12 protein-coding genes are annotated in these 12,165 nt (G+C 73.4%); 4 read left to right on the top strand and 8 right to left on the bottom strand.

Annotated features, from left to right (window positions below; genetic code table 11):
• Positions 1 to 37 precede the first annotated feature (37 nt).
• Positions 38 to 1,090, bottom strand: a complete 1,053-nt coding sequence (locus tag ACGF3I_RS03855; RefSeq protein WP_393128911.1) for a chitinase — start codon at positions 1,088 to 1,090, stop codon at positions 38 to 40.
• 271 nt (positions 1,091 to 1,361) lie between these two features.
• Positions 1,362 to 1,841 (bottom strand): Lrp/AsnC family transcriptional regulator, encoded by a 480-nt coding sequence (locus ACGF3I_RS03850; protein WP_393128910.1) that lies wholly within the window; start codon positions 1,839 to 1,841, stop codon positions 1,362 to 1,364.
• 238 nt (positions 1,842 to 2,079) lie between these two features.
• On the opposite strand from ACGF3I_RS03850, the gene ACGF3I_RS03845 reads away from it, so the two are divergent.
• A complete protein-coding gene (locus ACGF3I_RS03845) occupies positions 2,080 to 3,573 on the top strand; it encodes an FUSC family protein (protein WP_393128909.1) in 1,494 nt (497 codons plus the stop codon).
• 285 nt (positions 3,574 to 3,858) lie between these two features.
• Positions 3,859 to 4,902: a lactonase family protein gene (locus ACGF3I_RS03840; RefSeq protein WP_393128908.1), complete on the top strand. Its 1,044-nt coding sequence runs from the start codon at positions 3,859 to 3,861 to the stop codon at positions 4,900 to 4,902.
• 74 nt (positions 4,903 to 4,976) lie between these two features.
• Here the strand turns inward: ACGF3I_RS03840 and ACGF3I_RS03835 are convergent, their stop codons facing one another.
• The 5 genes from ACGF3I_RS03835 to ACGF3I_RS03815 all read right to left on the bottom strand — a co-directional run bounded on the left by ACGF3I_RS03835 (position 4,977) and on the right by ACGF3I_RS03815 (position 9,613).
• Positions 4,977 to 5,906: a sirohydrochlorin chelatase gene (locus ACGF3I_RS03835; protein WP_393128906.1), complete on the bottom strand. Its 930-nt coding sequence runs from the start codon at positions 5,904 to 5,906 to the stop codon at positions 4,977 to 4,979.
• A 121-nt stretch (positions 5,907 to 6,027) separates the two neighbouring features.
• Positions 6,028 to 7,011 (bottom strand): N-acetylglucosamine kinase, encoded by a 984-nt coding sequence (locus ACGF3I_RS03830; RefSeq protein ID WP_393128904.1) that lies wholly within the window; start codon positions 7,009 to 7,011, stop codon positions 6,028 to 6,030.
• Positions 7,008 to 7,685: a uracil-DNA glycosylase gene (locus tag ACGF3I_RS03825; RefSeq protein ID WP_393128902.1), complete on the bottom strand. Its 678-nt coding sequence runs from the start codon at positions 7,683 to 7,685 to the stop codon at positions 7,008 to 7,010. Before ACGF3I_RS03825 ends, ACGF3I_RS03830 begins: the two co-directional genes overlap by 4 nt.
• A 108-nt stretch (positions 7,686 to 7,793) precedes the next feature.
• A complete protein-coding gene (locus tag ACGF3I_RS03820) occupies positions 7,794 to 8,882 on the bottom strand; it encodes a WD40/YVTN/BNR-like repeat-containing protein (protein WP_393128901.1) in 1,089 nt (362 codons plus the stop codon).
• An 89-nt stretch (positions 8,883 to 8,971) separates the two neighbouring features.
• Entirely contained in the window at positions 8,972 to 9,613 is a 642-nt protein-coding gene (locus tag ACGF3I_RS03815; protein ID WP_393128900.1) for a TetR/AcrR family transcriptional regulator, read from the bottom strand.
• Between the two features lie 116 nt (positions 9,614 to 9,729).
• On the opposite strand from ACGF3I_RS03815, the gene ACGF3I_RS03810 reads away from it, so the two are divergent.
• Positions 9,730 to 10,551, top strand: coding sequence for a class II aldolase/adducin family protein (locus ACGF3I_RS03810; RefSeq protein ID WP_393128899.1), 822 nt, complete (start codon positions 9,730 to 9,732; stop codon positions 10,549 to 10,551).
• A 17-nt stretch (positions 10,552 to 10,568) separates the two neighbouring features.
• On the opposite strand, the gene ACGF3I_RS03805 is transcribed toward ACGF3I_RS03810, so the two are convergent.
• Positions 10,569 to 11,660: an NADH:flavin oxidoreductase/NADH oxidase gene (locus ACGF3I_RS03805; protein WP_393128897.1), complete on the bottom strand. Its 1,092-nt coding sequence runs from the start codon at positions 11,658 to 11,660 to the stop codon at positions 10,569 to 10,571.
• A gap of 107 nt (positions 11,661 to 11,767) precedes the next feature.
• Between ACGF3I_RS03805 and ACGF3I_RS03800 the strand changes: the two genes are divergently transcribed.
• Complete coding sequence (locus ACGF3I_RS03800; protein ID WP_393128896.1) at positions 11,768 to 12,130, top strand: ArsR/SmtB family transcription factor; 363 nt, start codon at positions 11,768 to 11,770, stop codon at positions 12,128 to 12,130.
• The last annotated feature ends 35 nt before the right edge of the window (positions 12,131 to 12,165 follow it).

Raw genomic sequence — 12,165 nt, 5'->3', positions numbered from 1 at the left:
GGACCCGTGTGACCGGCTGGTTTGACATGTCGGCCGATTAGCGGGATTGCAGCGCCTTGACGTTGTTGCCGAACGTCCAGTTCTTCGAGCCGTCCCAGTTGAGGGACCAGGTCATCAGGCCCTTGAGCCCGCCACCGTAGGAGTTCCAGGCCTGCGAGACCTGACTGGTCGTCATGTACCCGCCGCCCGCGCCCGGCTGGGCGGGCAGGCCCGGCACCTGCTTGTCGTAGGGGACCTTGATGGTCGTGCCCTGCACCACGAGGCCCTTGTTGAGGCAGGAGGTCTGCGCGGTGAAGCCGGCGACCGTGCCGGCCTCGTAGGAGTCACCGGAGCAGCCGTACATGCTGCCGTTGTAGTACTGCATGTTGAGCCACCACAGGCGCCCGTTGTCCGCGTACTTCTTCACGATCGGCAGATAGGCGCCCCAGATGGAGCCGTACGTCACGCTGCCCCCGGTGACGTACGCGGTCTCGGGCGCCATCGTGAGGCCGAAGCCCGCGGGCATCCGGGCGAGCACGCCGTCGATGATGCGGATCAGGTTGGCCTGCGACGCCGAGAGCGTGGTGATGCTGCCGCTGCCCACCAGGCCGGTCTCGATGTCGATGTCGATGCCGTCGAAGTTGTACTCCTTGAGGATCGGCACGATCGACGCCACGAACCGGTCGGCGACCGCGCTCGAACTGAGGTCGATGCCGGCCGCGGCTCCGCCGATCGACATCAGGACGGTCTGACCGGCCGCCTTGGCCTGGCACATCTCGGCCGGGGTGGGCACCTTGACGGTCGCGTCCATGCCGTCCTGCCACAGCACGGTGCCGTCCGAACGGATCACCGGGAAGGCCGCGTTGATCACGTTGTAGCCGTGGGCGGCGATGCGCGCGTCGGTGATCGGGATCCAGCCGAGCGGCGGATGCACTCCGTTGGAAGCGCCGTCCCAGTTCTCCCAGTAGCCCTGGAGGACCTTGCCGGCGGGTCTCGTCTTCATCGCGCAGGTGTCGGCCCGGGGCGCGCTCGGCGCCGCGGCCACCGGTGCCTGCGTGGCCAGGGCCAGGACGAGCCCGGCTCCCAGCAGACGCCATGTACGACGGAACATGCTGTGCTCCTTGCCTCCGGGAGCGCGCGCGGGGAACGGGGCTCCTGGACCGTGGGGGGACCTGAGGAGGTGCTGGGCGTGGCGGCCGGGCCGTGGCGGCGTGGCGGCTGCCACATCGTGGTGCCGTGGGGTGGCGACCACACCGTAGATTGGTCCAGACCTTCCGTCAATCGCTGGGACGGAACCGGGCGGAGGCCGCCCACGGGCCCTCAGTTCCCTTGCCGGTGGCGGCAGTTGAGGTTCGGCACCGATGGTTTTCGGCCCCGCTCGCTCACTGCGCGGCGGCGGCCCGGCCCACCGATTCCACCAGCGGGAGCAGTCGGTGCGGCACGCGCTCGCGCAGCGCGACCTCGGTACGGGTGCGCACCACGCCGGGAAGCTGGATCAGGCCCTGGATGACGTCTTCGAGGTGCCCGTTGTCGCGGGCGGCGACCCGGGTCAGCAGATCGCCCCCGCCGGTGATGGAGAACGCCTCGATGATCTCCGGGACCGCGGCGAGCGCGTCGCCCACCTCGTCCAGATGCCCCTGGGTCACCTCGATGTGCACGAAGGCGAGCACCGGGTGGCCGAGGGCCGCGGGGGAGAGCACCGGGCCGGTGCCGGTGATCACGCCGTCCCGCTCCATGCGGTCGAGGCGGGCCTGGAGCGTGCCGCGCGCGATACCGAGGAGGCGCGCGTACTCGCGGACGCTGGTGCGCGGCTGCTCGATGAGCAACCGCAGGATCCGGGTGTCGAGTGTGTCCACCGTCACGTCCCGATGGCTCCCTTCTGGCTCTGTCAACAGAGAGGTGACTATACCAATGGCCCAGTGGATCCGAGCTCGGTTGAGCCGACGGCCCGTCGGATGGTTTCCTCTTGAAGCGGCTTGAAATGGGCTTGCGAGAAGAGGGCGCCGCGCGGCGCGCGGGACGGCGACGACGCCGGTCCGGGTACGCGGCGCCTTTGCCATGTCTGAAGCGATGGGTACGTAAGGGGGCGCGGCGACCGCCGTGAAGAAGATCTTTGTGGCTCCGGACCCGGGGCTTCTGCGACTGAGGGTGTCCCTGCGAGCGGTGCTCGGCGTCGGTCTCTCGGTGACCGCCGCCGAACTCTGCGGGTTCTCCCTCGCCGCGTCGATCACCGCCGGCCTCGCCTCGCTGCTCGCGCTGTTCACCGTCGGCGACGCGGGTGTCCGCGCCCAGGCCGCCACCACCGCGCTGCTGCCCGCCGTAGGTTTCCCCGTGCTCGCCCTCGCCGCCGCACTGCACGGCGCTCCCCTCGTGCGGGACGCCGCCTGGCTCGTGGTGATCTTCGCCGGGGTGTACGCACGGCGCTGGGGCCCGCGCGGGCACGCGCTCGGCATCTTCGCGTTCATGATGTTCTTCACGGCCCAGTTCCTGCACGCCGTCACCGGCCAGCTGCCCGAACTGTTCGGGGCCGTCACGCTGGCGGTCGCGGTGTCGGCGGCGATCCGGTTCGGGGTGTGGTGCATCGAGCGCCGCACTGCGCTCCCCTCGGCCCCCGCGCCGCTCACCGGCCGGGGGCTCGCCCGGCCCACCACCCGGCAGGCGTTCCAGGTGACGGTGGCCTGCGCCATCGCGCTGGGGGTGGGCCAGGTGCTGTCCGGGGACCGCTGGTACTGGGCCGTCGCGGCGGCATGGTGGATCTTCGTCAACACCGCGTCGCGCGGCGAGACCGTGGTGCGGGGCTTTCGCCGGGTCCTCGGCACGGTGGTCGGCATCATGGCGGGGCTGCTCATCGCGATCCCGCTGCACGGGGCGCCGGTGCCGACCGCGGCCCTGGTCGCGGTCTGCGTCTTCGGCATCTTCTACACGGCCGCCCTGTCCTACACCTGGATGATGCTGGCCGTGACCGTGATGGCGGGCCTGCTCTACGGCCTCCTGGGCGTGCTCAGCCCCAGCCTGCTGGCGCTGCGGGTCGCCGAAACGGGGGCGGGGGCGCTCGGCGCGGCGCTCGCCGTGCTCCTGGTGCTGCCGGTGACCACGCACGCCACCACCGACGCCTGGATCCAGCGGACGCTGCACTGCGTCCACACCTGCGCCGCCGAGGCCGCCGCCCGGCTGGCCGGGACGGCCGGGGCGGACCCGGCCCGCCATGTCGCCGAACTGGAGCTGCTGCTCGGCCGGGTTCGGCTGTCGCTGGCGCCGCTCGTGCATCCCTTCACCCCGCTGCGGGCCCGCAAGGCGCGGGCCCGCCAGGTCGTCGAGCTGCTCGACCGCTGCGCCCACGAAGTGCGGGGTCTGGCCGCCGTCGCGGCGGATCCGGACGCCTCGCACGACGCACGGTTGGCCGCCGCGTGCCGCCGCGTCGAGGCGGCCGTGCACGCGCTGACCCTGGCGGAGGCGACCCCGCACGAGGCACTCGCCCCGGCCGCCGCCGCCCATCACCCGGCGGCCGAACGGGCCCTGGCCCACCTGCACGGCCTGGAGCAGGCCCTGAAGGCCCTCGCCGACCCGCTGCGCGGCCCGGTCGCCCCGGCCTGACCCTGGTCGTTCCGGCCTGGCCCGGTCGCCTTGGTCTGGCCCGGCCGCTCCGGGCCCGGTCGTGGCCTGGCCCGGCCACTCCGGCCTGGCTTGACTCGCTTGGCTTGGCCTGGCCCGGTCGCTCCGCTTGATGCGTCCCCGCGAGTGCCCGGTCCGCGCCCCGCGACCGCCCTCGCAGCGCGAACCCCCACGCCTGGTCTAGACCGCCTGCTACGGTCGCCGCAGCACAGCGGTGTGCGGGCGGCTCCCGGTCGCGGGGGCGGTCTCGGCGGAGAGGGGTAGCAGGTGGGCACGGACAGGGCCGCGCGGGCGTACATCGGGTCGTTCACCACGGCGGGCGGGCACGGGGTGACCGCGGTCGCCGTGGACGGGGAGACCGGGGCGCTCACCCCCCTCGGCTCGTCGGCCGCGCTGGCCAACCCGTCGTACCTCGTTCCCGCCGACGACGGCAGCGTCCTGTACGCCGTGGGGGAGAGCGCGCGGGGCACGGCCGCCGTCTTCGACCTCGGCACGGACGTGCCCCGGCCGCTCGGCGAGCCGGTGCCGGTCGAGGGCGCGGGACCCACCCATCTCGCGCTCGCGGCCGGGCACCTGCTCACCGCCAACTACGACTCCGGCAGTGTCACCGCGCTGCCGCTCCGGCCGGGCGGCGGCCTGGGCCCCGCCTCTTGTGTGCTCGCCCACCACGGCTCGGGCCCGGACCCCGACCGCCAGCGCGAGCCGCACGCCCATCAGGTGCTCGCGGATCCGAGCGGGCGCTGGGTCGTGAGCGTCGACCTCGGCACCGACTCCGTACGCGTCTGCGCCCTAGACCCGGCCACCGGCACACTGAGTCCGCACACCGAGACCGCGCTGCGCCCGGGCAGCGGCCCCCGCCACCTGGCTTTCCACCCCGAGGGCCGCCATGCCTACGTCCTCAACGAACTGGCGCCCACCCTGACCGTGTGCGGCTGGGACGCGGAGGCCGGCCGTCTCCGGCCGCTGCACGAGGTGCGCGTCGTGGCGGACGGCGTGGACGTGCAGACCTACCCGTCCGAGGTCGTCGTCGCGCACGACGGCCGCTTCGTGTGGGCGGCCAACCGCGGGCACGACTCGATCGCGGTGCTCGCGCTGGACGACTCCGGCGCACAGGCCCGGCTCGTCACCACCGTGGACTGCGGCGGGCACTGGCCGCGCGATCTCACCCTGGACCCCACGGGACGCCGTCTGTACGCCGCCAACGAGCGCTCCGGCGACGTGACCTGGTTCGACATCGACGCGGCCACCGGCATCCCGGTACGGGCGGGCTCGCTCGCCGCGCCCGCCGCCTCCTGCGTGGTCTTCGGCTGACCGCCCCGGCCAACGGCCGCGGGGCCCGCACCGGCGATCCGGTGCGGGCCCCGCGTCACGCGTCGTGCGTACGGTCAGTGCACCGGCGAGCCCTGCGGCTGCGGGGTGATCCCGAGCGCCGCCGCGTACTGGGACAGGACCAGCTTGCCGATCGCCGGGTAGGCGCCCAGCGCCTCGGCGACCGGGCACTCGGCCTCCTTGGCGGCGGCGTCGAGCAGACCGTCGCCCACCTCCGGGCCGATCAGGTACGGGGCGACCGCGAGCTGGGCGGAACCCGAGCCGCGCAGCTGCGCGGCCATCGCCGCGATGGCGCCCTCCTGGTCGAGCGCGGCCGCCATCACCGGCACGGCCAGGCGCGCGGCCAGCAGCATGCCGGTGATCCCGGCGGCCTGCACGGCCTCCTCGCCGCCGACCGTCGCCAGGATGATCCCGTCGGCCGCGGTCGCGACCGTGAAGAGGCGGGCGCGGTCGGCGCGGGCCAGACCGGCCTCGGAGAGCCGCACGTGCAGGCCCTCGGCGAGCAGCGGGTGCGGGCCCAGGACGTCGGTCAGCTCGGCGGTGGCGCGGCTGTCCGTGATCGCCTGCCGGACCCGGCGGATCAGGGCGCTGTCGGGGCCCGCCAGCAGCGGCACGACCACGGCGGACGGACCCTGCGGGTCGGCCGCCTCGCGGCCGGCGGCACGCGCCTGCTCGACGCGCGCGGCGCGCTCCGCCTCGGTGTGGGCGAGAACGGCGTCGAGGGTGGGGTACTCGGCGGCGTCGGCCTCGGTGGCGTCCAGGTATCCGATGCGGGCGTGCAGGCCGGGCAGCTCGGAACGGGCGATGCTGATGACTTCATCGGCCAGGCTGCGCACAGCCGGGCCGGGAGCGCCGGGAACGGCGAGAACGAGCGCGGGCGCGCCCTCCGGAGCAACCACCGGTTCCGGGCGGCGGTGCCGGCCGGACTGACGGGGTCGCGGCATTCGTACGGGCAGGCCGGATGCAGGCCCAGTGGGGGTGCTCATGGCGTCGCATGCTACTGGTTTTGCGTGGGCGGCTGTTCGGGGAGGGGACAGCTGAGCGGTATCTGCCCCGATTTTCCCGGAGAGTGGCATAAAGCTCAACTGTCCTGATCTGTCTTCGCCCTTACTCGGTCGCGATCCACATCATGCGGTCGTCCGGTGGCAGCCGGGAGGCGCCGTGGGCGAGGTCCGCGGCGATGAGCAGGGCGCCGTCGAGCGGATCCCCGGCGGCCTCGACCGTCACGGCCCGCGGCAGTTGGCGGGCGAACTCCGCGCGCAGCGGCGCGAGCAGCGGCTCACCGAGCTTCAACAGGCCGCCGGTGAGCGCCACTTGAGGCCGGCCCGTGATGTCCGGCGGGCAGACCGCGGCAGCCGTCGCGCCGATGTGCCGGGCCGCCTCGCGCAGGATGCCGGCCGCCACCGGGTCCACGCCGGCGCAGGCCGCGACCTCGGGTGCGAACGAGGCGAGTACGGCGGGCCGGTCGGCGCGCGGATACAGCAGGCCGGGCAGCTCGCCGGGGGCGCCGAACACCGCCTCCAGGCGGCCGAGCAGCGCCGCCGAACCGTCCGGGCGCCCGTCGTGCCGGCGCAGCGCCGCTTCGAGGCCGGCCCGGCCGATCCAGGCACCGCCGCCGCTGTCGCCCAGCAGATGGCCCCAGCCGTCGGCCCGCCGCCAGTGGACGAGGTCGGTGCCGAGCGCGATCATCCCGGTGCCGGCCGCGACCACCGCGCCGGGCCGGGGCCCGAGCGCGCCCGCGTACGCGGTGACGGCGTCCGCGGCGAGGGCGAGGCGCCGCACGCCGAGTGCGGCGGACAGGGCGCCCGGCAGTTCGGCCCGCAGCGCTGCCCCCAGCGTGGCCATCCCGGCCGCGCCGACGGCGACGGCCGTGATCCGGTCCGCCCCCGTCCGCAGGCTCAACTCGGCCACCGCGGGCAGCAGTTGACCGAGCAGATGCCCGGCGTCGATCCCGGCCGGGCCGGTGCGCACCGGCTCCTTCGAGACGACCACCTCGGCCGGCGAACCCGGCTCGGCCCGGCGCAGCGCGAACCGCACGCCGGACCCGCCCGAGTCGACGCCGAGCACCCAGGGCGCTCCCCGGTCGCTCACGGCAGCCGCCAGTCGACCGGCTCGGCACCCAGGCGCTGGAGGAGTTCGTTCGTACGGCTGAAGGGACGCGAGCCGAAGAAGCCGCGGTCGGCCGACATGGGGGAGGGGTGGGCCGACTCGATCGCCGGGAGGTCGCCGAGCAGCGGGCGCAGATTGCGCGCGTCCCTGCCCCACAGGACCGAGACCAGCGGGGTGCCGCGTGCGACCAGGGCCCTGATGGCCTGTTCGGTGACTTCTTCCCAGCCCTTGCCCCGGTGGGCCGCGGGCTTGCGGGGTGCCGTCGTCAGCGCCCTGTTGAGCAGCAGCACGCCCTGCCGCGTCCACGGCGTGAGGTCACCGTTGGACGGCCTCGGCAGCCCGAGGTCGGAGCCGAGCTCGCGGTAGATGTTCTCCAGGCTGCCCGGCAGCGGCCGGACCTCCGGTGCCACCGAGAACGACAGCCCCACCGCGTGCCCCGGCGTCGGGTACGGATCCTGGCCGACGATCAGTACCCGCACCTCGTGGAAGGGCTGCTGGAAAGCCCGCAGGACATGCGCCCCTGACGGCAGGTACGTACGCCCCGCCGCGATCTCCTCCCGGAGGAAGTCGCCCATCGCGGCGACCCTTCCGGCCACGGGCTCCAGTGCGTCCGCCCAGCCGGGCTCGACGATCTCTTTCAACGGTCGTGCTGCCACAAGTCGTCACTCTACTGGCGCAGCACGCCCTGCCTTCACGCCCCGTCAGCCGCCCGCGCGGTCCGGTCACTCGGCCCGGTCATCCGGCCCGACGACCCGGCCCGTCCCTCAGCCGATCACCGCCGCCCGTACGCACAGCACGTCCGGCAGATGGGAGGCGAGCAGACGCCAGCTGTCGCCGTCGTCGGCGCTCGCGTACACCTCGCCGTTGCGGTTGCCGAAGTAGACGCCGGCCGGATCGGCGTCGTCCGTGCAGAGCGCGTCGCGCAGCACCGTGCCGTAGTGGGCCTCCTGCGGCAGGCCCGCCGTGAGCGGCTCCCAGGTGCGGCCCGCGTCCTCGGTGCGAAAGACGCGGCATTTGTTGTCCGCCGGGACGCGGTCGGAGTCGGCCGTGATCGGGAAGACGTAGGCGGTGTCGGCGCGCCGGGGGTGGGTGGCCGCCGCGAAGCCGAAGGTGGAGGGCAGGCCGGCGCCGATGTCCGTCCACTCCTCGCCGCCGTTGTCGCTGCGGTAGACGCCCCAGTGGTTCTGGAGGTAGAGGCGGTCCGGATCGGCCGGATCCTGGGCGACCTTGTGCACGCACTGGCCGAACTCCGGGTCGGGATCCGGCAGGAAGGCCGCCGAGACGCCCTTGTTGGCGGGCGTCCAGCTCTCGCCGCCGTCCTTGGTGCGGAACACGCCCGCGGTGGAGACCGCCACCGTGAGCGCCCGGGTGTCGCGCGGGTCGGTGACGATGGTGTGCAGCCCCTCGCCCCCGCCGCCGGGCACCCAGCGCGAGCGGGTGGGGTGCTCCCACAGCGGCCGGACGAGCGAGAAGCTCTCCCCGCCGTCCTCGGAGCGGAACAGCGCGGCCGGCTCCGTCCCCGCGTAGACCACGCCCGGCTCGTCGGGCCCGGCCGGGCACAACTGCCATACGCGCTCCAGTGAGGCGCCGGTGAACTCCGGGAACTTCACGGCCGGTTGCTTCGGCTCGGTCCAGCTGCGGCCCAGGTCGTCGGAGTGGAAGACGGACGGCCCCCAGTGCGCGCTGTCGCCTCCGACCAGAAGGCGGGGGGAGGATCTGTGCCGGGTGTCGATGGCGACGGAGTAGATGGCCTGGGCGTTGAAGTGCGGGCCGTCGAACTCCCAGGCCCCCTCCCTTCTGCGGCCCAGGAAAAGCCCTTTGCGCGTACCCACGGTGAGCAGTACCTCGGTCATGCCGGTCCCTCCAAAACGCCGTTGTTCCGGATAGTGGCCAGTGTGCACCTCGCCACTGACAACGGCCCCTACGGCGGAGAAACGGCAGGTCAGCGGAGTTTCGCAGCCCCGTCTGCCCGATCTGTGACCGCCTCCGTGACCCCTTCGACGAGGAACGGCAGGAACCGCTCGGCCAGGGCGCCCGGCGCCAGAACGTCCGGCTCCACGTAGCTCTGTCCGAGCGCACCCTCACGCAGGGCGACCACCACCCGGACCAGCTCGGTCAGCTCGACGCGCGGCCTCAGGCCCGCCCGGGTCAGCAGGGCGCCGAGCAGGGCCGCCGCCTCCTCGCGCAGCCGCGCGTCGTGGTCCGCGAGCCGCGCGGCCGCCCGGGGGTTGCGGATCGCGTACAGGGTGAACTCGGTGGTCACCAGGAACCAGGTGCGCTCGTCCGGCTCCACATGGGCGAGCAGCGCGGCGATCCGCGCCACCGACAGGTCGTGGTCCTCGGTCCGTGCGGCGAGGCCCGCGATCCGCTCCAGCTCGCGCGCCGCGTGCGCGTCGAAGAGGGCGAAGAACAGCTCCTCCTTGGAGGAGAAGTTGGAGTAGAAGGCGCCCCGTGTGTACCCGGCGCGGCGGCACACGTCCTCGATCCGGGCCGCCCCGAACCCGGACTCGGCGAACACGTCGAGCGCCGCCTCCAGCAGCCTGGCCAGCGTCTGCGGCCGTCGTTTCGTCGTTCCCTTCGGCACCGCTCACTCCCGGACCCTTGACAGCGCGTGCGCCCTCGGAAAGCATCCAGGCGCGTATCGGATACGTGAATGTATCCGATCCCGTGGCCCGGCCACCCCCTCCAGGAGGAACGCTCATGACCGACGTCAGCAACCCGGCTCCCGCCGAGGTGATCGCGGACGCTGCGGGCCCGCTGCCCGCCGGGCTCACCATCCCCATGCCGCCCGTCTTCGACGACGTCGAGGCGGAGCGGCGGTACCGCAAGGAACAACTCGCCGCCGGATTCCGCCTGTTCGGGCGGTTCGGCTTCTCCGAGGGGGTGGCCGGACACATCACGGTCCGCGACCCCGAGCACCCCGACCGGTTCTGGGTGAACCCCTTCGGCATGAGCTTCAGCCGGATCAGGGCCTCCGACCTGATCCTCGTCGACCACGAGGGCAACGTCGTGCACGGCACCCGCGCGGTGAACCGTGCCGCCTTCGTCATTCACGCCGCCGTGCACCAGGCGCGCCCCGACGCGCTGGCCGCCGCCCACTCGCACTCCCTGCACGGCAAGGCGTTCTCCTCGCTGGGCGTTCCGCTCGACCCGATCACCCAGGACGCCTGCGCCTTCTTCGAGGACCACGGCCTGTACACCGACTACCGGGGCGTGGTCAGCGACGCCGAGGAGGGCAAGCGGATCGCGGCGGCCCTCGGCGCGTACAAGGCGGTGATCCTGCAGAACCACGGCCTGCTGACCGTGGGCGAGTCGGTCGCCGAGGCGGTGTGGTGGTTCATCACCATGGAGCGGTCCTGCCAGGCGCAGCTCCTCGCCATGGCCGCCGGCACCCCGCGGCACATCGACCGTGACACGGCCCTGCACACGCGCGGTCAGCTCGGCGGCCACTTCGCGGGCTGGTTCCAGGCCCAGCCGCTCTACGAGCAGATCGCCCACTCGGACCCCGACCACGTCGACTGACCCCCGGTGGGGGGCGGTCAGACCGAGCGGTGGTACTGCTCGGGGACCCGCACCTCGGCGCCGAGCTCACGGGCCGCGAAGCGGGCCCAGGAGGGGTTGCGCAGGAGTTCGCGGCCGAGCAGGGCCGCGTCGGCCTCGCCGTTGGCGAGGATCTTCTCGGCCTGGCCGGGCTCGGTGATCAGACCCACGGCGGCCACCGCGAGCGGGCTCTCGCGGTGCACCCGCTCGGCGAACGGGACCTGGTAGCCCGGCTCGACCGGGATGCGGACGCCCGCGGCGTTGCCGCCGCTCGACACGTCGAGCAGATCCACGCCGTGCTCCTTGAGCAGGGCGGCGAGCCGCACGGTCTCGTCGGCGCTCCAGCCGCCCTCCTCCAGCCAGTCGGTGGCGGAGACGCGGAAGAAGAGCGGCAGCTCCTCGGGCCACACCTCGCGCACCGCGTCGGTGACTTCGAGGGCGAAGCGGGTGCGGTTCTCGAACGAGCCGCCGTACGCGTCGGTGCGCCGGTTGGAGTGCGGCGAGAGGAACTGGCCGATGAGGTAGCCGTGGGCGCCGTGGATCTCGACGACCTTGAACCCGGCGTCCAGGGCGCGGCGGGCCGCGTCCGCGAACTGGCCGGTGATCTCCTTGATCTGATCGGTCGTCAGCTCGGTGGGTACGGTGTGCCGTTCGTCCCAGGCCAGCGGGCTCGGGCCGAGCGGCTGCCAGCCCTCCTCGCTGTCCGGTGCGAGCGGGGCGCCGCCCCGCCAGGGCCGGTCGGTCGATGCCTTGCGCCCGGCGTGCGCGATCTGGATGCCGGGCACGGTGCCCTGGCTCTCGAGGAACGCGGTGATCCGGCGCAGCGCCGCGACCTGGGCGTCGTTCCAGATGCCCAGGTCCGCCGGCGAGATGCGGCCCTCGGGGCTGACGGCGGTGGCCTCGACCAGGATCAGGCCGGTGCCGCCGGCGGCGCGGGCCGCGTAATGGGCGAAGTGCCAGTCGTTGGCCACGCCCGCGTTCGGCCCGAAGACTTCGGCCGAGTACTGGCACATCGGCGCCATCCAGACCCGGTTCGGGACGGTGACGGACCGCAGGGTATAGGGCTCGAAGAGGGCACTCGCAGCAGACACGGCAAACTCCAGTCGACGCGACCCCGGCGCCGGTGTGGTGCCGGGAAACGCTTCGTACGATAGCCCTCGTAGTACGGGGGATGTCAAACTACGACGAGTCTCGTACAATGGCGCTCGTGACCACCGAGACGAACACGCGTGAACTCGCCCATCCGACGCGCGACGACATCCGTCTGGAGGGCATCCTGCACGCGCTCTCCGACCCGATGCGGATGCGGGTCGTGCGGGCGCTCGCCACCACCGACGACGAGCTGTCGTGCTCGCACTTCGTGCTGCCCGTCACCAAGTCGACGACCACCCACCACTTCCGGGTGCTGCGCGAGAGCGGTGTGATCCGGCAGGTCTACCGCGGCACCGCGAAGATGAACGGCCTGCGCCGCGCCGACCTCGACGCCCTCTTCCCCGGACTGCTCGACACCGTCCTGGACGCGGCGGGCCGGCAGGCCGGGCGCCTCGGCGACGACGGCTGAGCCGACGGCGGGACGGGTGCCCGGGCGGCCACCGG

Source organism: Streptomyces sp. NPDC048111 (assembly GCF_043202815.1).
Classification (GTDB): Bacteria; Actinomycetota; Actinomycetes; order Streptomycetales; family Streptomycetaceae; genus Streptomyces.
This window is presented reverse-complemented; position numbering and strand designations above follow the sequence as displayed.

What these genes read in the sequence shown, in the direction of transcription:
- ACGF3I_RS03855 (WP_393128911.1), bottom strand. Translation starts at nt 1,090, where the DNA reads ATGTTCCGTCGTACATGGCGTCTGCTGGGAGCCGGGCTCGTCCTGGCC.
- ACGF3I_RS03835 (WP_393128906.1), bottom strand. Translation starts at nt 5,906, where the DNA reads ATGAGCACCCCCACTGGGCCTGCATCCGGCCTGCCCGTACGAATGCCG.
- ACGF3I_RS03820 (WP_393128901.1), bottom strand. Translation starts at nt 8,882, where the DNA reads ATGACCGAGGTACTGCTCACCGTGGGTACGCGCAAAGGGCTTTTCCTG.
- ACGF3I_RS03810 (WP_393128899.1), top strand. Translation starts at nt 9,730, where the DNA reads ATGACCGACGTCAGCAACCCGGCTCCCGCCGAGGTGATCGCGGACGCT.
- ACGF3I_RS03800 (WP_393128896.1), top strand. Translation starts at nt 11,768, where the DNA reads ATGGCGCTCGTGACCACCGAGACGAACACGCGTGAACTCGCCCATCCG.